General features: G+C 60.2%; 14 protein-coding genes. 8 read left to right on the top strand and 6 right to left on the bottom strand.

Annotation, left to right across the window (positions count from 1 at the left end):
- Nucleotide 1 precedes the first annotated feature (1 nt).
- The 5 genes from asnB to LB559_RS29825 all read right to left on the bottom strand — a co-directional run bounded on the left by asnB (nucleotide 2) and on the right by LB559_RS29825 (nucleotide 7,958).
- Nucleotides 2-1,999 carry an asparagine synthase (glutamine-hydrolyzing) gene (asnB, locus tag LB559_RS29845; protein ID WP_224675644.1) on the bottom strand — a complete coding sequence of 666 codons (1,998 nt, stop codon included), beginning with the start codon at nucleotides 1,997-1,999 and terminating at the stop codon, nucleotides 2-4.
- Nucleotides 2,000-3,259: an O-antigen ligase family protein gene (locus LB559_RS29840; protein ID WP_063167494.1), complete on the bottom strand. Its 1,260-nt coding sequence runs from the start codon at nucleotides 3,257-3,259 to the stop codon at nucleotides 2,000-2,002. It lies immediately after the preceding gene.
- Nucleotides 3,256-4,464 (bottom strand): glycosyltransferase family 4 protein, encoded by a 1,209-nt coding sequence (locus tag LB559_RS29835; RefSeq protein ID WP_063167495.1) that lies wholly within the window; start codon nucleotides 4,462-4,464, stop codon nucleotides 3,256-3,258. The genes LB559_RS29840 and LB559_RS29835 overlap by 4 nt, the downstream gene beginning before the upstream one ends.
- A gap of 417 nt (nucleotides 4,465-4,881) precedes the next feature.
- Nucleotides 4,882-6,648 carry a calcium-binding protein gene (locus LB559_RS29830; RefSeq protein ID WP_224675643.1) on the bottom strand — a complete coding sequence of 589 codons (1,767 nt, stop codon included), beginning with the start codon at nucleotides 6,646-6,648 and terminating at the stop codon, nucleotides 4,882-4,884.
- 326 nt (nucleotides 6,649-6,974) lie between these two features.
- Nucleotides 6,975-7,958 carry an ATP-grasp fold amidoligase family protein gene (locus tag LB559_RS29825; RefSeq protein WP_224675642.1) on the bottom strand — a complete coding sequence of 328 codons (984 nt, stop codon included), beginning with the start codon at nucleotides 7,956-7,958 and terminating at the stop codon, nucleotides 6,975-6,977.
- 715 nt (nucleotides 7,959-8,673) lie between these two features.
- Here LB559_RS29825 and LB559_RS29820 point away from each other — a divergent pair.
- Nucleotides 8,674-10,425, top strand: a complete 1,752-nt coding sequence (locus LB559_RS29820; protein WP_024502439.1) for a type I secretion system permease/ATPase — start codon at nucleotides 8,674-8,676, stop codon at nucleotides 10,423-10,425.
- The gene (locus LB559_RS29815) at nucleotides 10,418-11,794 is read left to right on the top strand and encodes an HlyD family type I secretion periplasmic adaptor subunit (protein WP_224675641.1); all 1,377 of its coding nucleotides are present in this window, start codon (nucleotides 10,418-10,420) and stop codon (nucleotides 11,792-11,794) included. The genes LB559_RS29820 and LB559_RS29815 overlap by 8 nt, the downstream gene beginning before the upstream one ends.
- Before the next feature lie 175 nt (nucleotides 11,795-11,969).
- On the opposite strand, the gene LB559_RS29810 is transcribed toward LB559_RS29815, so the two are convergent.
- Nucleotides 11,970-12,464: a LysR substrate-binding domain-containing protein gene (locus LB559_RS29810; RefSeq protein ID WP_224675674.1), complete on the bottom strand. Its 495-nt coding sequence runs from the start codon at nucleotides 12,462-12,464 to the stop codon at nucleotides 11,970-11,972.
- 197 nt (nucleotides 12,465-12,661) lie between these two features.
- Here LB559_RS29810 and LB559_RS29805 point away from each other — a divergent pair, with 197 nt between their 5' ends.
- The 6 genes from LB559_RS29805 to LB559_RS29780 all read left to right on the top strand — a co-directional run bounded on the left by LB559_RS29805 (nucleotide 12,662) and on the right by LB559_RS29780 (nucleotide 20,341).
- Nucleotides 12,662-14,197 carry an FGGY-family carbohydrate kinase gene (locus LB559_RS29805; RefSeq protein ID WP_224675640.1) on the top strand — a complete coding sequence of 512 codons (1,536 nt, stop codon included), beginning with the start codon at nucleotides 12,662-12,664 and terminating at the stop codon, nucleotides 14,195-14,197.
- Nucleotides 14,194-14,970 carry a DeoR/GlpR family DNA-binding transcription regulator gene (locus LB559_RS29800; protein WP_224675639.1) on the top strand — a complete coding sequence of 259 codons (777 nt, stop codon included), beginning with the start codon at nucleotides 14,194-14,196 and terminating at the stop codon, nucleotides 14,968-14,970. The genes LB559_RS29805 and LB559_RS29800 overlap by 4 nt, the downstream gene beginning before the upstream one ends.
- Entirely contained in the window at nucleotides 14,967-16,679 is a 1,713-nt protein-coding gene (locus LB559_RS29795) for a glycerol-3-phosphate dehydrogenase/oxidase (RefSeq protein WP_224675638.1), read from the top strand. The genes LB559_RS29800 and LB559_RS29795 overlap by 4 nt, the downstream gene beginning before the upstream one ends.
- Before the next feature lie 423 nt (nucleotides 16,680-17,102).
- Nucleotides 17,103-18,113 (top strand): sugar-binding transcriptional regulator, encoded by a 1,011-nt coding sequence (locus LB559_RS29790; protein ID WP_027163951.1) that lies wholly within the window; start codon nucleotides 17,103-17,105, stop codon nucleotides 18,111-18,113.
- 33 nt (nucleotides 18,114-18,146) lie between these two features.
- A complete protein-coding gene (locus LB559_RS29785) occupies nucleotides 18,147-18,803 on the top strand; it encodes a DUF2291 family protein (protein ID WP_024502445.1) in 657 nt (218 codons plus the stop codon).
- Nucleotides 18,800-20,341 (top strand): sugar ABC transporter ATP-binding protein, encoded by a 1,542-nt coding sequence (locus LB559_RS29780; RefSeq protein WP_013533074.1) that lies wholly within the window; start codon nucleotides 18,800-18,802, stop codon nucleotides 20,339-20,341. The genes LB559_RS29785 and LB559_RS29780 overlap by 4 nt, the downstream gene beginning before the upstream one ends.
- Nucleotides 20,342-20,352 lie beyond the last annotated feature (11 nt).

Raw genomic sequence — 20,352 nt, 5'->3', positions numbered from 1 at the left:
TTTATACTCCTGCCAGATCGGGTTCATGAATTGGGCCGGTTTGCTGTGCTTGCCGGTTGGCTTGGCTCCGCCAGGCCTGGAACATCAACGCGGACCACAATTCGCGCGAGCGGTTCTGGCCATCAATGTGATCGCGCCAGCAGGCGTCGATCTTCGCAGCGTCCAATACGTCACTGCTTTCTGCTCGCATGTCGGCGAGAAGATCGCTGGCCCAGTTGCGCAGCGGACCCCGCAGCCATGCTGCGATAGGGACATCGAAGCCCTGTTTCGGACGCTCGATCAGGTGCTGCGGGAGATACCGGCGTAGCAATCGACGAAGGATCCATTTGCCGGCGCCATCACGAACTTTCATGTTGGATGGCAGCCGCCAGGAGAATTCGACAACGCGGTGGTCGAGCAGAGGACACCGGCCCTCAAGGCTGTTGGCCATGGTGGCACGGTCCAGCTTCACCAAGATATCGCCGGGCAAGTATCCCTCCATGTCATCGCACAGAAGACGGGAGAGCAGGTCGTCAAGCGGCGGACCGCCGTAGCCGTAGATTGGTTCGGTGGGCCGCTGACGTCCCAGGTTTTCAGCCTGTGGCCGCGCCAGCCGCTGAAACAATTCGTCTTCATTCGATGCCGTGAGCAGCCGGGCGAGACGTTCCATCCGGTCGCTCCGGATAAAATGCCTCGCGCTCGCAGAGAGTGGCAGTTTGCCGATGACATCGTCGCGTCCGGCGCGTGCGAAAAAACCTGCCCCTGCCGCCAAGGTTCGGCGCAGTTGTCGTGGCAGGCGCAGGTGTCGTTTCAACCGCTCCGCCATGAAGTGGCGGCCGTATCCTGCGAAGCATTCGTCACCGCCGTCGCCCGACAGCGCTACGGTGACGTGCTGACGAGCGAGCCTGGCAACGAGCAAGGTCGGTATCTGCGATTCATCGGCGAAGGGTTCATCCCAGACCTGCGGCAACTCGGGAATGACGTCACGTGCGGCGCTGGGGGAGAGGTGAAGTTCGGAGTGGTCGGTGCCCAGATGACGGGCAACGGCCGCTGCGTATGGAGCTTCATCAAAGCCGCCCTCTGCGAACGAGATCGTGAAACTGCGAACCGGCTTGCAGGATTGAGCCTGCATCAGGGCGATCACGGCTGAGCTGTCGATCCCGCCCGACAGGAAGCCGCCCAGAGGGACGTCGGCGATCATGCGTTCCCGCACGGCCAGCCGAAGCCGGTTGTCCAGTTCGTCAACCAGATCTTCGTCGGTGCCGGTAGCGGGGTTCCGTCGCCCATCGGCTGCAACGTCAGCCAGTGACCACCAGCGGTGAATGCGTTGGGAAAGACGGTCCGCGCTGCGGTCTTCGGCATAATTCGCCGCGGTGATGGAAAGGACGGAACCAGGCGGCAGTTTGAACACGCCTCGCCAGATACAGAGATGGTCCGGCACCCATCCCGTTGAAAGCATTGCCGCCGCGGCATCAAGATCAAGGTCGGGAGAGAAGCCCGGAAAGGTGTTGATCGCCTTCAGCTCAGAGGCGAAGACCAATGCGTCTCGGGTCGAAGCAACATAGAGGGGCTTTTTGCCCATCCTGTCACGGGCCAGATAAAGGCTTCTTGTCTTCAGATCCCACAATGCGAACACGAACATTCCGGCAAAGCGTTTGAGGGCGGTTTCAAGCCCCCAATGCTCGATTGCGCTGAGCATCACTTCGGTGTCGCTGGCGCCTTGAAAGGTTTGGCCCGCACCCTCGAGTTCGCGACGCAAATCGCGAAAATTGTATATCTCACCGTTGAAGGTGATCACGTACCGGCCGCTGGCAGAATGCATCGGCTGGTGCCCGGCGGCTGACAGGTCGACAATTGCCAATCGCCTGTGGCCCAATGCGATTCCAGCCTCGCGATCGGCCCAGAGCCCTTCGCCATCCGGGCCCCGGTGACGCAGCGATGCGGTCATCCGCCCGATCGCTTGGAGCGGCTTTATGTCTGTGGCATCGGATGCCAATAGAATTCCGGCGATCCCACACATTTAGGGCACCCTGGGCTCGGCAAGTTGCCGCCGAAGTGCGGTCGGATTTCCGGCAACGAGGCAGAAAGCCAGCGAAAACCACACGATCGGATGGCGGATGATCAGGTGAGGCATGCTGAAGATTATCGTCGACGCACCGAGCACCAGCAGCGCGTCGAATCCCGCTCGCCAGGCAAGCGACATTGCGGCTCCTACGATCCAGACCAATGCCATCACCGCGAGCAATCCGCCCTGCAGGTAAAGGTCAAGAACGGTGTTATGGGCCTCGAAAGGGCGCTGTAGAAATTGACGGTCGGCGACGGGCGGGCGCTCGAGGTGAGGCCCAGGGCCCAATCCCAGCGACCCGGATTTCAACCCCGTTTCCACCGCGTCCTGCCACAGATAGAGCCGGAGTTCGAACGTTTCGAGTGTCGCTTCCCCACCCTGGTCCTTGGTAAGGCTCTTGGCAAAATGGGCGACGCTGGCCTCTTCGGTGAGCGCGTAGGGCGTCATCGCCAGCGCTAAAGGCAAGGAACCCGCCAACAGCACAATTGCTGCCAAGCGGGGCAGGCTGGCGCGACCGCTTGTTGCGATCCATGCACGAAGCCGCAATCCGAGAAAGACGAGGCAGCTCAGGATACTGGTGTAGAGATAGGTGTCGCTCTTCGTCAGCCGGCCGACATAAAAGGTCAGGATCAGGCTGGAGAATGCGAGCAAACGGCGCCATGGGTTGCGGGTGGTCGTGGCAAGGTGCAAAGCCAGGGGGCCAAAAAGCGCGCAATAGAGCGCAAGTTGGTTCGGGTTCTCGGACCAGCCCCGGAATCTGTCCCAGAACCAGGGGTCGACGCCGGGCTGGTGGGCTACCCCAAATGCCAATCCCAGCTGAATTACGAAGCTTCCATTGGCGATGGCGATCACCCACCAGGCACTGCGGCGAAGGTGACGATCGGCGTCGGGCTCCGCGGCCGCCAGGCATGTGAAGCCGGCCAGCAGCATGTAGGCCATCAGGTCATGTACCAGCCCGGTCAAGTAAAGGACGGTGGTCAGGTAGCCGACGATCGTGCCGATTCCCAAAGCCAGCGACAAGATCAGCCAGAAGCTCGCCAGTTGGACAAAAGCGGGTGTGACCTGGAGACGACCCCCGGCGAATATTCGTCCAATCGCCAGAACGATCCAGATCGCGATGAACAATTCGCCATAGCCGAGCGGCAATCCCGGAACGGCCAGTTGCGTCGCGTAGGACATCGCAACTCCCAGGGCGAGCAAGGCGTCCCGGATCATTGACGTGCTCCGCCCCGGTGATCTGCGAGGCTGCCCTCAAGTGCGACAGCAGGGAGTGGTCGCGGAAGCCCCGCGCGGAGTGTGTTTTCGTACAGGTCGCAGTACTGATCGACCACCAACGGCAGGGCAAATCGCTCCCGCACAAGTTCAGCGGAACGGACGCCCATTGCCTTTGCCCCAGCGCGGTCGGACAGCAAGTCTATTGTTCGCGAGGCAAGGGCATCGGCGTCATGCGGTGCAACCAGGTAGCCATTCCACCCGTCTTCGACGACGTCTCTGCAGCCTGGCATCCTGGAAGCCACGATTGGCAGTCCCGAAAGCCCCGCTTCCAGCAACACACGCGGTACTCCTTCGCGATACTGGGTGGGAAAGGCGAATACATCGGCCATGCCGAGGAGATCAGCGACATCGCGTCGTGGACCCAAGGCCAGCACATGAGATGCGTGCCGGTCGATCTCGGACTTGTCGATTGCGAATGAGCCTTCGGATTCTCGCGGGCCGACAAGCACAAATCGTGCTGCTGGTCTTTCGGCCACGACGCGAGGAACCGCCTCGAGGAGGGTTCCCACACCCTTCTGACGGGTCAAGCGGCCGACAAAGATCACCACTTCGGCGGACTGGAGGCCGAGTTCCCTACGCATCTTCGTTGCCGAGGACCCGAGGTGGCGCACCGTTGCGAACGCATCGACATCGATTCCGGAACTGCGTATCAGTCGCGAGCTTCCGCGACCGGTCAGCCGAAAGCGCTCGAAGAACAGTTGGTCATCACGATTTTGGAAAACGGTCGCCGCCGTCCACGAAGACGCGAGCCATTGCAGCGCGCAATAGACCGGACGCAGGGCCAAAGCGCGAGGCGCCAGAGATGAGAACGTCCAGCCCAGCCCGTTGATGGTGCGAATAACCGGAACTGTTCCCCGCATGGAAAGGGGCGTCAACAGATTTGGCTTGGTGTCGAAACTCTGGATGATGTCGGGCCGAAGCTCCCGCATCAATCGGCGCATCGTTCCGAGAGCACGCCATTCTCCGCCGCCAGATGCAAACCGGTCGAAGGAGAACCTGTGATGCGAAATGTCATGCCTTAAAAACGGTACGGGAGAACCGCTCGAGACCGCCGTAACGCGAAAGCCTTTCTCTCGCAGCGCGATGAGGAAGGGAACTCTCAAGGCGTGATCCTCGCCTCCCACGCAGACCAGATGTGGGTTCATCTGCCTCTCCCCAGCGCACACGGCGGGCAATCGAGTAACTGACGCTCTCGATGCTGCCACGGCCCGGTTTCATCACCTATGAGCGCATCCCGCCCGAGTGCACGCTATGGGGAGGCCGGGTTCCTGTCCTCGTCCGTTTGAATGACACCATGATGTTTGGAAAGGGGTAGGACCAGTGAGGCGAGATTCCCTCGCGGTGGGGGAGCGCTAATGTCCCTCCTGTCTTGCCGACGCAGTCTCACCGGGACGCCCCCACGGCATTGCCTGAAGTGGGCACGATGAGTGGCTGGAGTAAGGCGTGGCGAACCTGAGCTCCGCGGCTCGCTGATGGGCGCGAAGTTCGGACGCTCGGCCCAAACGACTGTCGGCGAGGCCCCAAGACCTCGCCGACCTTTTAAGGCATTCGTCGCTGGAGCGTCAGGTGACCAGGAAAGACGATGCGGTAATCGACAGATGCGGAGAGAGGCTCGCGAAATGGATCTGGTTTGCGCCTCCGACGCCGTCGCTGTCGAAAGAAAGAGCTCCGGTCGAACTGTTGTAGATAATGTGATCGGAACTGTCATGCGCCGCTTTGCCGGCAAAGAAAGCGTCCGACGAGAGGCCCCCCTGATCGAGACCGGCAAAGATGGAATGGTCGAGGTGGATCTTGTCCTGGGCTTTGTTGAAATCAGTGATCGTGTCGACGTTTCCAGAACCAAGGGCGGTACTGAACACGAAGGCATCTCTGCCCCCGTGCCCGGTCAACGTATCGGCCCCGCCGCCACCGTCGATCTTGTTGTTACCGGCATTGCCGTGAATGGTCTGTCCGAATTCGTTGCCGGTCAGATTGATGGCGGCCTTGCCGGACGTCTTGGTGGTTGCGAGTTGCTCGATGTGCGAGCCAGCCGAAAGAGCGAAGCTCACCGAGGCAAGAACCTTGTCGAGGCCGCTTCCTCTCTGCTCCACCACCTTGTCGTGGGCATTGTCGACGTAATAGGTGTCATTGCCGCCATAGCCGGTCATCTTGTCGGCGCCACCGCCGCCATTGATCTTGTTGGCACCGCCATTTCCATAGATGGCTTGACCGAATTCGTTGCCGGTCAGGTTGATGGACGCCCTGCCACCCGAATTGGCGGTGGAGAGCTGCTCGACATGTGATCCCGCCGTAAGAGCGTAACTCACCGAGGCCGCGACCTTGTCGAAGCCCCCGTTTGGCGCTTCCATGACCTTGTCATGAGCATTGTTGACGAGATATTTGTCTTTGCCCCCGGTTGCGTGGAAAACGTCTGCGCCGCGCGTGCCATGGAAGACATGATCGCTGCCCGACGGGGCCGGCGCGGTGGGAGCAGGCGTGCCGACGTGAGTAGGAGGCGTCGGTGTGCCGACCGGATCACTGACCGGGGGCGTGACAGGATCGCTAACCGGGGGCGAGACCGGGGCATGGGTGCCCTCGAGATTGTGCTGGAGGAAAAAGGCTTTCAGTTCCGAGGCGCTTTCAAGCGCGGTGTCGCCATTCTGCGTTCCCCATTTATAGGTATAGTCAAAGGCCGGCGACGGAACCAGTGCGGCCCAACGATCAATCATGGCCTGCTCCTGGGCAGCGGTGGGCATGACAAACTTGCCGCCAGCGCTGGTTTCCCAGTTGCCACCACCGAACGCCTGGTAAAGCGGGACGATCTTGTCAATCGGGATGCCTGCTTCACCGGCAGCCGCAACCATCTTGTCGATATGGGTGTAGTCGGGAGCCGAAGTGTTGTTGATGGGGTAATAGCCGATACCGTAGAAATCGATGCCCGTATTCGCCGGATTGTAAGCGGCGTGGGCCGGGTCGTTCGGGTTCATGTAGCTCGGGGAGCCATCGGTGCCCAAGTTCATCATCGTGATGAAGGTCTTGGCGCCGGGAACATGAGAATGAATCCAGTCGGATTCCGCCTTTAGATTTGCGGCGGTTGCGTAGCTGCCCCACTTGCCTGTCGGATCAGGCTCGTCGCTAAGGTAAAACCCGAACACATTTGGATTACCTATGAAGGGAGTGACTTTATCAATGAAAGACGAAGTTACTCCGTCGTGCTCACCGAGATAAACCAAGCCTTTCATGCCATCCGGCAAGGCATTGACTTGCGAAACGTACTGAACATCAGCCAGATTGAATCCGGCGGTTGCGATCTCGGCGGCTGATCCACCGGACGCGTAGTGGAGTGTCATCCAAAAATCCTTTGGTTGATTCGGTTATGCCCCACGTCTGCTTAGTTGACGGCGCATATTAGGCCCAAATCAAATACGACACCCGCTGGATAGAATCTTTGATCGCCGACAGGATTGCTGCACAGCAGGAGATGTTCCTCTTCGGTCAACCGAAGTCTTTTAAAACAGTGCCGCAACAACAACATAAGCCCCTCTCATCCGGCTCATTGTTGAGCCGCGTGATTGGGAAATATCCGCCTTTCCCGACCGGGTTATCCCCAACTAGGGGAAAGCCAATTGGGGTGCCTCGGCACATGAACCGAGGCTTGCGCTGACGCCCTCGCGGCTCACCCGCCAACTTGATGGTCGAAAGATCGTGCCGCTTGCGGCGTGAAGCGGCCACCTATCGCTGCTTTAGGAGCGCTTTCTGCTTTGATCCTATTTAAAAAATCGATGGCCCAACTCTCGTTTGAAATATGATCCGATCCAGCGCATGGAGAAAAAGTCATCTCTCCAAAATATATGTCACCATTAATGCTGTACAAATCGACCCTGACAAACTCAACATCCCTAGATATCGTTTCCGCGATCTCGATCATTTTTTCGAGATTTTCCGGCCTTTCTACGTTTTCTGGTAGGTCATAACCATACATGACATCAATCTGTTTAAAATCCGGAAGAGAAAAGACAGCCCTTTTATGATCAACAAATCTACCGACGTCGACCTGAAGATAAATTGCCTTGCCGCGAACGCAAAAGAATTTGTAGTCACTTAATTCGCCGACAGTAGAAATGTTGTCTTCGACAATTAATTTCTTTTCCATTTTATAATATTGTGTCTCTCGTCCAATATTAAAGTACGATTTCTTAGAGAAATTTAAGAATTCCTCTAGAGTTTTCCTATTGAGCGGTTTGTCGAGGAATATAATTTTTCCAGAGGAATGGGTCGGCTTCATCACGAAATGACGTCCGAGGAAAGGCTGGATCCAAAGTAAAATGTCATCTGCCGTCGTATTTCTATCTATCTTGAATACAGAGATCGTCTTTGGGATTTTAAGGCCTGCAATTCCACTAGCTATGTATTTAGCATAATGCTTATCAACGCAAATCTTCTCCAGGTATCCCCATCTATTTCGTATCATTCTGTCAAATATAAAATCATTTATCGTAGCCGATTGACTGGAAACCCGTCTTGGGAACCTATTGTTCCCGTTAAAGAATCCCGCTGCTGCTATGGGGTAGTTCAGAACGTAGAAATTCGGGGTTATCAAGCTGACCCTATATATCGTTTCCCAGACAGCTCTTCTTAATTTCCGATACTTCTTTTCCACGCAACACCCCACTACGCGGATAACGCACCGGCTAACGCGGCGTCCGCTCTGATAACGACGATGGCGAAGGCGCGATCCGCCTCCTTGGGCAGGTTGGCAGCCGTCACAGATGGGGCCGGTCGAACCCGTCGGCCAGCGCCCCGAGGTGAACGAGCCCTCCAGTCGCCATCCCTGCGCATGCGTTAAACCACAATACGTCAGGCTCGATCACCGTCCTCCTCCGTTTGAATGACGATCCGGCGTGCCGGCCTGACGGTCGTCAATTTGCCGCCTCTGGAAGTCTGGGAGACTGATGGTCTGCTCGGGTGATTGGTGTATCGGGGCGAGATCAAATACAGAATACAGAACGACAAAAGGTTTGATTGATCTAAGTTGTTGCTCCGCATCAGGTATTTTGTGTCAACGACCGTGGCGTCTTTGAAAGTGTGTGGAAGCAAGGACATAAGCCCCTTTTGCGTGTTCCATTCTGGACTGCGTTACTAGCGTGAATTGCCGTTTTTTGGGGGAGTTATCCCCAGCCTGTGCACGCTGCGGGTCGCGTTTCGTTGGTCCTGCGCCACGAATCCGCTGCATTTTCCTCAAAGTCGACGTATGTAAGCAGAGCGTAATAAGGGGGGGCGACGGATAGCGGCTGCTATGCGCACCAAGAAAGGTTTGAGCCATCACAATTTACGGAAGTAACGGCGCGGCAGTGTCGCGCGAACGACCGCTGGTCATGAAAACATCGGGGGCCGGTTCTCCCGAGCTGCGTTCCGCCATTCTCGCCTGCATGCCTGGGCTGCTTGGCGTGGCGCTGTTTTCGGCAGTGATAAACATTCTCGCCCTGACCGGTTCGGTTTATATGTTGCAGATCTACGATCGCGTTCTGCCGTCGCAGAGCGTTCCCACCCTGGTGGGGTTCACGATCGGCATGCTGGGCTTGTATGCGGTCTACGGGCTCCTGGATTTCGTGCGGCTTCGCGTGCTGGTCCGCATCGGCAGTCTTCTCTATAGAAATTTGCAGGAAAAGGTGTTCTCCATCTCCCTGTCCTTGCCGCTCAAGGCAGGACGTGATGCGGGCCGTCTGCAGCCTTTGCACGATCTTGACCGACTGCGCGGCTTTCTTTCCGGAACGGGACCGACGGTCATCTTCGACGCTCCGTGGATCCCTTTTTATCTGGTGATCATTTATTTGCTCCATCCTTTGCTCGGCTTGTTGGCAACCGTCGGCGCGATCGCCGTGGTCCTCCTGACGGCGGTTGCGGAAGTCTTTAGCCGTGGTCCGGCCGCGCGCGCCTCCGAAGACTTGTCGTCGCAACGGGCGCTTGCCGACTCCGCCCGGCGCAACGCCGAGGTTGTTCATGCAATGGGGCTTTCTGGTCGACTGGCTCGACGCTGGAGCGACGTCAGCCGCGCATATCTTGGTCAGCAGGAGCGCCTCTCGGATGTCGTCGGTGGCGCCAGTTCCTTCTCGAAGGCGCTTCGCATGGGTCTGCAATCCGGCGTTCTGGGGCTCGGTGCCTACCTGGTCATCGGCGGTGAAGCTTCTCCTGGGGTGATTATCGCATCTTCCATATTGCTCGGCCGGGCCTTGGCCCCAGTTGACGCGGCGATTGCAAACTGGAGAGGTTTTCTATCGACCCGGCGCAGCTATAGCGAGCTGGCAGCTGTCATGGCTGCATTTGGCAGTCAGGACGATCCGATGGAATTGCCTCGTCCACAGGCACGATTTGCCGTCGAGCAACTGACAGTCGCGCCGCCCGGCCTGACAAGACCGACCGTTGTAAATGTAAGTTTCCACCTGTCGAGGGGGGCTGGAATGGCCGTCGTCGGCCCGAGCGGCTCCGGCAAGACGACGCTGGCCCGTTCGTTGGTCGGGGTGTGGAAGCCGCTCCATGGCTCGGTGAGATTGGACGGCGCCTCTCTCGATCAATGGAACTCGGAACATCTCGGCGCCCATATCGGCTACATGCCGCAGGATGTGGAGTTGTTTGACGGCACGGTAGCAGACAACATTTCGAGGTTCCGAGGCAAGACGGATCCAAAAGGCGTCCTTGCGGCGGCAAGAGCCGCCGGCGTCGAGAAGATGATCATGCAACTCCCTCAGGGATTTCAGACCCGCATCGGGGAGGGGGGGGCGGCCCTGTCGGCAGGGCAGAGGCAACTCGTGGGTCTCGCCCGAGCACTTTATGGCGAGCCGTTCCTTGTCGTGCTCGACGAACCGAACTCGAACCTCGACGTGGATGGGGACGCTGCCCTGGCCGGCGCCATACGGGCAGTGCGTCAGCGCGGGGGCATCGTCATTGTCGTTGCGCATCGTCCCTCGGCACTCGCCAACATCGATCAGGTGCTGGTTATGTCGAACGGGACGGTTCATGCCTTTGGCTCGCGCGAGGAGGTCTTGGCGAACGTGCTCCGACCTTCACCGCCTGTTTCACCTCGGCCATCTTCTTTGGCGCCGATACCGGGGGTTGCCGGGCATGCATGAGGCTCTGCTTGAAACATTCGTCACCTTTTCGTCCTATGCCCGGACCCTTCGTGGCAGCAAACAGCCTGCCGTGAGCTCGCCAGATCTGCCGGACGGTATTCGGGCCAACCTGATATTCGGCTTGGTGATTACAGGTCTGCTGGTCCTCGGCGGCGGCCTGTGGCTGGGATTGACCAAGATCGCCGGCGCCGTGGTTGCACCGGCCACCGTGGTGGTAGAAAGCAACGTCAAGAAGGTCCAGCATCAAACCGGAGGCACAGTGGGCGGGATCTTCGCGCAGGATGGAGATCATGTACGAGCCGGCGACGTGCTGGTCAGGCTGGATGACACGCTGACACGCGCGAACCTGCAAATCATCAGCGAGGATCTCGATCGCGCGACCGTTCGCCTCGCCCGGCTGGAGGCCGAGCGCACGGGCTTGGCGGAAATGCAGCTGCCGGTCGGCCTGAAAGCGCGAATGAACCAAGCGGAGCTGGCTGCGCTCGTCAACGGCGAACGCGCTCTCTTTGAAACGCGCTCTTCGGCTTTGGCTGGACAGAAGGCACAGCTGAGAAGCCAATCCCAGCAACTTGAACGTCAGATCGACGGTCTTAAAGCGCAACAGAGCGCGGTGGATGAATCGGTTGCTCTGCTGAGCAAGGATTTCGCCGACGTTGATTCCCTCTACGCCAAAAAACTCGTCTCCAAGGAGAGGGTAAGCAACATCAAGTTGGATGCCACCCGGGCCAGGGGAGAATCGGGGCGCCTCGCTGCAGCAGTAGCTGAAGCCCAGGCGCGCATCAGCGAAACGGGGTTGCAGATGCTGCAGCTGGATGACCAAAGGCGCACCGACGTGACGACCGAACTCCGCGAGACGGAAGCCAAGCAGACCGAACTCAACGAACGGAGGATTGTGGCGCAGGATGAACTGACCAAGACAACGATCCGCGCGCCACAGTCCGGAACGATACAGGAATCGGCTGTCCATACCGTCGGCGGCGTTATCGCGCCTGGCGAGATGCTTATGACCATCGTACCTGATACCGACGATCTTGTGGTGGACGCGCTGATCCCTCCGTCGCGGGTCGACGATGTCCGGCCTGGGCAGCCGGTGTCGATCCGTTTTCCGGCGTTCGACGTGGGAACCACTCCGGTCTGCCAAGGGTCAGTGAAACACATCTCGGCAGATCTGATTAAAGACCCGCAACGTCAGCTTTCCTATTTTTCGGCGCGTATCAAGGTTGAAAGCAAATCGAGCTGCCTGACCGAAGCGAAGGTGCTGAGGCCAGGTATGCCCGCCGAGGTTCATATCCGCACCGACGAACGCAATGTCTGGTCTTATCTGTTGAAACCCTTTGCGGATCAGATGTCCAAAGCGTTTACGCAGTGATGGCGAGGTGGAGGAGGGCGTGACCAATAGGATATCGGGATTTCTGGCGGCCCGACGGCTTTTGGGGGCGGGCGGCCGTCGAGCCTAACCGGCGACGCGGGGATGAAGCGCCTCCGGCTGGAGGAAACATGCGCGTTGTGTGACGCTACCGCATCATTCGAATAGCGAGGCTGGTTTACCGTCCCCAGACAACGGCATTCTCATGCCGTTTGATGATGTGCTTCAGGTTTTCGAAGGCGGTCGTGACGTGGCCGGCGAAGCGCTCTGCCGCCGGTGAGCGTGGTCCGCTGACCCGGCGAAGGATACCGAGTGAGCGGCTGGGCTGCGGGATTTCATAGGGCAGCACCGTAACCCGGCTCTCCTTGCGCTGCGCGAAGACTACGGAGAATGGCAGCACGGCCAACGCATCGGTTTCGGCAAGGAAGTTGATCACGCTCATCAGCGAGCCTCCCGAATAGCGGATGTTCAGGTCCGACATGCCGATGCTCATCAGGATCATCTGCAGGTCCGACATCAGCGGAGAGCCGGGCAGGGGAGCCACCCAGGGAAAGCTGGTCAGGTCATGCGCCCTGAGGCGGCGATTTCGCAGCAGGGGATGATCGGGCCGGCAAGGCCGGAACTTCGTCCCGCATCCGGATGCGGTACGAGTGGATGGTAATTTTTGTCTCAGCGTACGTCAGACATTTCTACAAAATATATCACATGTTGACGTTAATTTAACAGGCTATTATGGTCTGTTTGCCGCATCGGATGCGGCGCTTTGGTATCACCGTTGCTCGTTGATTGTCGTCATGTCCGTCATCCTTATCCCAACCTGCAGGATTGCCTTGCAGCGCCCTTCACCAGTTGCTGAAAACGGCGGCGCCCATGCCCAGTTTGCTCGGAATCGATAATGGTCTCACGGTCACCAAGGCGGTGATCTTCGATGCCGATGGCACGCAGTTGTCGGTGGCGCGTCGGCGGGTTCCGCAATCGATGCCCCATGCGCGCTGGGTGGAGCGCGACATGGCCGGCCTCTGGCAAGCGACCGCCGACGCAATCAAGGAGGCGATCGCGCTATGTGGCCGCCCGGCGGACGACATCAGGGCGGTGGCGGCAACCGCGCATGGCGACGGTCTCTATTTGCTCGACAAGGATCGTCGGCCGCTGGGGCCTGGAATCCTGTCGCTCGATAGCCGCGCCGGCAAGATTGTCGAGCGATGGTCGGCGGACCGGGTCTTCGAAGAGGCGCTAGCGCGAACAGGCCAGGCGCCCCACGTCTCGGCGCCGTCGGCGCTGCTCGCCTGGATCAGGGAGCACGAACCGGCCCGCTATGGGCGTATCGGGCATGTACTGGCCTGCAAGGACTGGCTGCGCTTTTGCCTGACCGGCACGATCGGCACCGACCGTACCGAGGCCAGCACCTCATTCACGGATTTCCGCACGCAAGCCTTCGCGCCGGAAGCGATGCGAATCTTCGGATTGGACGATGTTTTCGACGCGCTACCGCCGATGGCGCACTCCGCCGCGATCGTCGGCCATGTCACCGCCGAGGCAGCCGAAATGACCGGCCTTGCCAAGGGAACACCGGTCGCGTGCGGACTGCATGACGTGACTGCCTCCGCACTTGGCATGGGCGGCCATGAGGAGGGCGTGCTCGCCATCGTCGCCGGAACCTATTCCATCAACGAAGTCGTCTCTTCGCAACCACGCGTCGACCCGCGTTGGCTCTGTCGCAACGCCATCGACGCAGGCCGCTGGAACAACATGGCGATCTCGCCGGCGTCGACCGCGAACTACGACTGGTTTCTCGACACGTTCTGCCGCTCGGAGCAGGAAAAGGCATCAGTCGATGGTGGCTCGATCCACGAGCTTCTGGCAGCAGAGATCGACGCGGCGCTGAAGAAGCCCTCGACCATCCTGTTTCACCCCTATCTATTCGGCTCCCCTTTTGGCGATGTCGCCAGCGGCAGCTTTGTCGGCCTGCACGGCTGGCATAATCGCGGCGATATACTCAAGGCGGTTCTGGAGGGCATTGCCTTCAATCATCGCAATCATGTCGAAGCCTTGCGCGACGGCTTTGCCATCAGCGAGATCCGCCTGACCGGCGGCGGTTCGCGTAATCCGGCCTTCGTTCAGATGTTTGCCGACGTGCTGAACGCCCCGGTCATCGTCACCTCGACCGACGAGGCCGCGGCCTTTGGCGCTGCCCTTTGCGCGGGGGCGGCGGTTGGCATCTTCGCGACGCCGCAACAGGGCGCCAGGCAGGTCGGGATGACGGCCCGCCAATACGAGCCTGACCAAGCCTCGAGTGCTGTGTTCAACGAGCGCTTTTCCCTCTATGGCCGCATAGCCGGTGCGCTCGAACCGCATTGGCCCGACATCGAGAAGCTGGGCCGGCCAGACACTGGGGGAACCGCATGATCAAGGCCGACGAACGACGCGAAGAGATCGCCGACTATGTGATCAAGCTCGGCCAGGTGCGCATCGACGATCTGGTCGAGCATTTCGGCGTGTCGCGCATGACCGTCCACCGGCATATCGACCGGCTGGCGCAGCAGGGCGTGCTGCGCAAGCTGCACGGTGCGGTGACGGTTCAGCCTTCCGGCCTCTACGAAAGCGCCTTCCGCTACCGTGTGACGGTCAACCGGGCCGAGAAGGATGCGCTGGCGCGGGCAGCACTCGATTATGTCGAAGCCGGCCAGGTGGTGATGCTGGACGATTCCTCGACGGCAAACGCCGTCGCGGCACTGCTGCTCGACGTCAAGCCGCTGACCGTCATCACCAACTCCGTAGCGACGGCATCACTGCTGATCAATGTCGACGAACTCGACTTCATCTGTCTCGGCGGCCAGTACCACGGCACCTACAACGCCTATATCGGTATCGTCTGCGAGAACGCCGTGGCGCAGCTGCGCGCCAATGTGCTGATCTGTTCGGCTTCGGCCATCACCGGAACCACGGCCTTCATCCAGGATCCCAATGTCGTGCGGGTCAAGCAGGCGATGATGGCCGCATCGGTCAAGCGTATCCTTCTGATCGACCACGCCAAGTTCGACAGGATCGCGCTGCATGTCTTCGACGATCTGACCAACTTCGATGTCGTGCTGGCGACCGAAGGCCTGGGCGATGCGCGGGCGCAAGCCCTCGAACGGGCCGGCGTGAAGCTGCGCATCGTCAAGACGAAAGCGTCATGAGCTCAAGCGAAGCAAAATTTACGGAAAATCCAGCCGGGCGTTTGGCCGCCATGGCCGGAACCGGGGAGGTAGACGTCGTCATCCTTGGCGCCGGCATCAACGGGGCAGGGCTGTTTCGCGACCTGTGCGCGCAAGGCGTCAGCTGCCTGATCGTCGACAAGGCGGATTTCGGCTCGGGCACCAGTGCCGCGCCATCGCGGCTTATTCACGGTGGCCTGAAATATCTCGAAACCGGCGAGTTCGGGCTGGTCGCACAGTCGACACTTGAACGCAATCTGCTTTTGAAGAACGCGCCGCACTATGTCAGCCCGCTGCCGACCGTGATTCCGATCTTTTCCTGGAGCAAGGGCATGCTGGCGGCGCTGCGGACGCTGTTCGGCTCGACCAGCGCACCGCGCAGCCGCGGTGCCATCCTGATCAAGATCGGCCTGATGATCTATGATTTCTACGGCTCGCGAAACCAGGTCATGCCGCGCCACCGCATGGTCGGGCGGCGCCAGGCGCTCAGCGGGATGCCGGCGCTCAATCCTTCGATCGTCGCCACCGGCACCTACTACGACGCCAAGATAAGCCACCCCGAAAGGCTCGTGCTTGAACTGATCCTCGATGGGCGGCAAGCAAATGCGGCCTCGGCCAGCGCGAACTATACGGCGCTGGTCAAGTCCGCCGATGGGGTACTGACCTTCCAGCCGGAAAACGGCGCGGCCTTTTCGGTGCGGCCGAAGCTGGTGGTCAACGCCGCCGGTCCGTGGATCGACGATGTCAACGAATTGCTTGGCGCGCCGTCGAAGATGATCGGCGGCACCAAGGGCTCGCACGTCCTGCTCAAGCATGACGAACTGGTCAAAAGCCTGGCCGGGCGCATGCTCTATTTCGAAGCCGATGACGGCCGCATCTGCCTCATCTACGATTATCTCGGCCTGGCGCTGGTCGGCTCCACCGACATCAAGGCCGACAATCCCGACGCGGTGCGCTGCGAGCCCGACGAAGTCGAGTACCTGCTCGACAGCGTGCGGACTCTGCTGCCGGGAATGGCGTTCGAGCGCGACCAGATCGTCTATGCCTATAGCGGCATCAGGCCGCTGCCGGCCTCCGATGCATCGCTGCCCGGGCTGATCAGCCGTGACCACTCCGCGCCGGTCACCGAGCCGGATCGGAACAGACCTTTCGCGGTCATCTCGCTGGTCGGCGGCAAGTGGACGACCTTTCGCGGTTTCGCCGAGGAAGTCGCCGACACCGTGCTCGGTCGCCTGCAGCGCAGCCGCAAGGTGACGACGCAAGCCATGCCGATCGGCGGCGGCAGGGATTTCCCGACCAATGCCGCAGCGCGAGCAGGTTGGCTGGCTCTGGCTCGCTCGAAGACGGGCGCTGAGGAACGGCGTCTCGATGCCCTGCTGTCGCGATACGGCACCAGAGCCACGCAGATCGCCACGCATGGGTCGGGCGATGAGGGTCGGCTGCCGGATTCAGAAAGCTACAGCAAATCGGAAATCGACTACATCGTCCGCAACGAGTTCGTCGAACATCTGGCCGATATTGTCATGCGCCGCAGCACCTTGGCGATATCAGGCTCCCTGACAGGCCGCGACCTGCAGGCGATTGCGGCGATTGCCGGACAGGCGCTGGGCTGGAGCGCCGGGCGCCTTGCAAGGGAAGTCGAGGCCGCAATTGTGGAACTCGAGGACCGGAACCTGATGCGGCTGGGTTGATCAGTCCGTCACCGATGCTCTTCCATAGGCAATCCGGTCGGTTTGCCCATGGATGCGTCGCATCCGCAAATCGCCCAACTCACAGGCAGATTGGGATTTTGCCGATATTAGATATTATCCCTGAAAAACAGCTAGTTAGAAGAAAATCTGGATAGCCGATGGCCATGCAATTCTGCTGGCTTAGGCGTGAGGTAACATAGATTGACGTTAAATTAACATCACCGTATGATCGAGTAACATGCTCACCTCCTAATAGGCCGATGTTGCCCGCCGAATGCCGGCAGACCGGTGTTTCGGGAAGGGCGAGACCTGTGAATTGCCCGCATGTGCATGCGCCAAATCCGGCGGGGGATTGACAGCGATGCAGGGATGTGAAAATTTTTGCACACAAAGATAATAATATCATCTCAGGGAGGAGATGGCTTGAAATCCGGCGGAACCGCTAACCGCGATCATGAGTCCAGCCTTGCCACCCGCGCGGCCTGGCTTCACTATGCCGGGGGTCTGACGCAGGCCCAGGTGGCCAAGCGGCTCGGCCTGACCAGCCTCAAGGCGCATCGGCTCATCACGCGGGCCACCCAGGATGGCCTGGTCAGGGTGATCATCGACGGCGACGTCGGCGAATGCATCGACCTCGAGCAGCAGCTGATCAATGCTTACGGGCTCGATTACTGCGAGGTCGTTCCGGATCTCGATCAGGACGAGCTGCCGCTGAAGGCGCTTGGCATCGCCGGCGCTCAGTTTCTGAAGCGGGAGATCGATCGCGGCGAGGACATGCTGATCGGCGTCGGCCACGGCCGTACCCTTGCCGCAAGCGTCGAGTATCTGACGCGCACCGCCGCCGCCCATATCCGTTTCGTCTCGCTGCTTGGCGGTGTGACGCGCAAGTTCGCGGCCAACCCGCACGACGTCATGCATCGGCTGGCCGAGCGGACCGGCGCGCAGGCCTATGTGATGCCGGTGCCTTTTGTCGCCAACACCGCGGAGGACCGTGAGGTGCTGCTTGGGCAGCGCGGCATCAGCGATGTCTTCGACCTCGCAAGCCGGTCCGACCTGATGTTCGTCGGCATAGGGACCGCCGAGCGGGAAGCTTCGCTGGTCGCCACCGGCATGATCGAACATTCCGAAATCGATGAGGTCAAACGCGATGGCGGCGTCGGCGAGCTGCTCGCCCACTTCTTCGACGACCAGGGACGCCCAGTGGAAACGGCGCTGTCGGAAAGAATCCTGGCACTCCCGCGGGACCAGTTGAAGGGCCGCCGGATCGTCGCCGTCGCCGGCGGCAAAGTGAAAATACGCGCTATCAAAGCGGTGCTCGAAAGCCGCTATCTGAGCGGCCTGATCACCGACGAATCCACCGCTCGTGCCCTTGTCGAACAGAACAAACCCAATGGTGCGAAGCGCCATATGAACGGAGGATCGCCAAATGCGTGACAAGCGCGGATCAGCCTTGCTGGCGGTTGCGTCATGAGCGCGAAAGCCGCCACCGCATCGACCAGGCCTGCCTCGCCCGCCCTGCGTCGGGCACTTGCCGGCGCCGCGGTTGTCGTCCTGCTCGGCGCCATGGCGCTCGATACCAAGGTGGTCAGGATAGGGTCGGCAGGCGACGTTCGCAGCGCCGTGTTTTCCGCCGCTGACTACGGCAAGTCGGAATTTCCCAAGGTGCAGGCCGATGTCGAGGCACGTGCCGCCGACGCGGTGACGGTGGCGACGGCGATTGCCAAGGACAGGGCAACGGCGGAAAAGGAATACGGTGTGCCTGCGGGCGTCGGACCGGTCATTTCAGTCAAGTTCACCGGCGTCGTCGGCGAAGGAAAATCTGGCATCTACAAGGTCGCCGTCGACGGCGTGCCAGATACGTTGATGATCCGCGTGCAGACGGGGCCGGCAATCAACGGGACGGAACTGCGTGACGCCACGGGCAAGATCACATTCGGCCAGTTCACCAACCAGATCGAGTACCAGGACGCCGGTTCGGCGCTGAACAATGAGATGAAGAAGGAAGTCCTGGCCAAGGTCGATACGAGCACCTTGACCGGCAAGACCATATCTGTGGTCGGCGCATTCAAGCTGGTCAACCCGAAGAGCTGGCTCGTCACCCCCGTGAGGCTGGACGTCAAATGAAACCGGCTGCCGACACCGGACCCGCGACTGGCGACGCCGTGCTTTCGGCGCGCAACATCGTCATGTCGTATGGCGGCGTCCATGCGCTCAAGGGCGTCAATTTCGACATCCATCGCGGCAAGGTCACCACGCTGTTCGGAGAGAATGGCGCCGGCAAGTCGACGCTGATGAAGATCCTCTCCGGCGTGGTCACGCCGACATCCGGCGACATCGTGCTCGATGGCAATCTCGTCAGCTTTTCCTCATCCTCGGACGCGCGCGATCGCGGCATCTCGATCATCCACCAGGAACTCAGCCTGGCGCCCAACCTCAGCGTTCGCGACAACATCTTCATGGGCCGCGAACTGCGCACCAGGACCGGCCTCGACTTCGCCGAGGAGCAACGCCAGGCGCGCGCCCTGATGGCTGATCTCGAAGAGGACATCGATCCGATGACCCTGGTCGAGGATTTGCGCCTCGGCCAACAGCAGATCGTCGAGATCGCCCGGGCACTGTCGGTCGATTCGCGCATCCTCATCATGGACGAGCCGACCTCCGCGCTCAGCGCAACCGAGGTGGAAGTTCTGTTCAAGGTGATCCGCGATCTGACCAGCCGCGGCGTTTCCATCGTCTACATATCGCATCACCTCGAAGAGGCGCTGCAGATCACCGACTATGCCGTTGTCCTGCGCGATGGCGCGATTACCGCGACGGCCGAAGCCCGGGATATCGATCTCGAATGGATCGTGCGCAACATGGTCGGTGAGAATTTCGATCTCGGCTCGCCGCCGACCGGCCATGAATTCGGCGAAGTCGCCCTGTCGATCGAGGATGTCAGCGTCGTCGACACTTCGGGCTCAGGCTATTCCGTCGTCGATCACCTGTCGCTGGACGTGCGAGCAGGCGAGATCGTCTGCATCTACGGGCTGATGGGTGCCGGACGCACGGAATTGCTGGAGGCCGTCGCCGGACGAGTGCCGATGGCGGGCGGGCGGGCGCTGCTGGAAGGCGAGGACGTCTCGGGGCTGAGCATTGCCCAGCGTATCTCCAGAGGGCTTGTGCTGGTCCCCGAGGACCGGCAGCGCGACGGACTGGTGCAGACGATGACCGTCGGTCGTAATCTTTCGCTCGCCAGCATCGAAGCGTTCGCCAGGGGCCTGTTTCTGTCTCGTTCCAGAGAGCGAGAGCTGGTCGAAGACTCGATCCGCAAGGTGACCGTCAAGACCGCTGGCGGCAACGCCATGATCGGATCGCTGTCGGGCGGCAATCAGCAGAAGGTCGTCATCGGCAAGATGCTGACGACCAATCCCAAGGTTATCCTTCTCGACGAGCCGAGCCGCGGCATCGATGTCGGCGCCAAGGCCGAAGTCTTCCGCTTGCTGAGCGAACGCGCTGCGCAGGGCCTTGCCGTCGTCTTCTCGACCTCTGAGGTCAACGAATGCCTCAGCATTGCCCACCGCATCGTCGTCATGCGCCGCGGCAGGATTTCAGCCGAATTCGGCGCCAATGCCACCAAAGAGCAGATCATGGCCGCCTCGGGCGAAGCCGTGGTCGCCTGATCACCAGGAAT

The sequence above is a fragment of the Mesorhizobium sp. BR1-1-3 genome, assembly GCF_020165455.1.
In the GTDB taxonomy this organism is placed as follows: domain Bacteria; phylum Pseudomonadota; class Alphaproteobacteria; order Rhizobiales; family Rhizobiaceae; genus Mesorhizobium; species Mesorhizobium ciceri.
Note: the sequence above shows the minus strand (reverse complement) of the source record. Positions and strands in the feature narration are given on the sequence as shown.

Excerpts from the sequence above, each read along its gene's own strand:
- asnB (WP_224675644.1), bottom strand. The coding sequence starts at position 1,999 with ATGTGTGGGATCGCCGGAATTCTATTGGCATCCGATGCCACAGACATA.
- LB559_RS29840 (WP_063167494.1), bottom strand. The coding sequence starts at position 3,259 with ATGATCCGGGACGCCTTGCTCGCCCTGGGAGTTGCGATGTCCTACGCG.
- LB559_RS29835 (WP_063167495.1), bottom strand. The coding sequence starts at position 4,464 with ATGAACCCACATCTGGTCTGCGTGGGAGGCGAGGATCACGCCTTGAGA.
- LB559_RS29830 (WP_224675643.1), bottom strand. The coding sequence starts at position 6,648 with ATGACACTCCACTACGCGTCCGGTGGATCAGCCGCCGAGATCGCAACC.
- LB559_RS29820 (WP_024502439.1), top strand. The coding sequence starts at position 8,674 with ATGAAAACATCGGGGGCCGGTTCTCCCGAGCTGCGTTCCGCCATTCTC.
- LB559_RS29815 (WP_224675641.1), top strand. The coding sequence starts at position 10,418 with ATGCATGAGGCTCTGCTTGAAACATTCGTCACCTTTTCGTCCTATGCC.
- LB559_RS29805 (WP_224675640.1), top strand. The coding sequence starts at position 12,662 with ATGCCCAGTTTGCTCGGAATCGATAATGGTCTCACGGTCACCAAGGCG.
- LB559_RS29800 (WP_224675639.1), top strand. The coding sequence starts at position 14,194 with ATGATCAAGGCCGACGAACGACGCGAAGAGATCGCCGACTATGTGATC.
- LB559_RS29795 (WP_224675638.1), top strand. The coding sequence starts at position 14,967 with ATGAGCTCAAGCGAAGCAAAATTTACGGAAAATCCAGCCGGGCGTTTG.
- LB559_RS29785 (WP_024502445.1), top strand. The coding sequence starts at position 18,147 with ATGAGCGCGAAAGCCGCCACCGCATCGACCAGGCCTGCCTCGCCCGCC.
- LB559_RS29780 (WP_013533074.1), top strand. The coding sequence starts at position 18,800 with ATGAAACCGGCTGCCGACACCGGACCCGCGACTGGCGACGCCGTGCTT.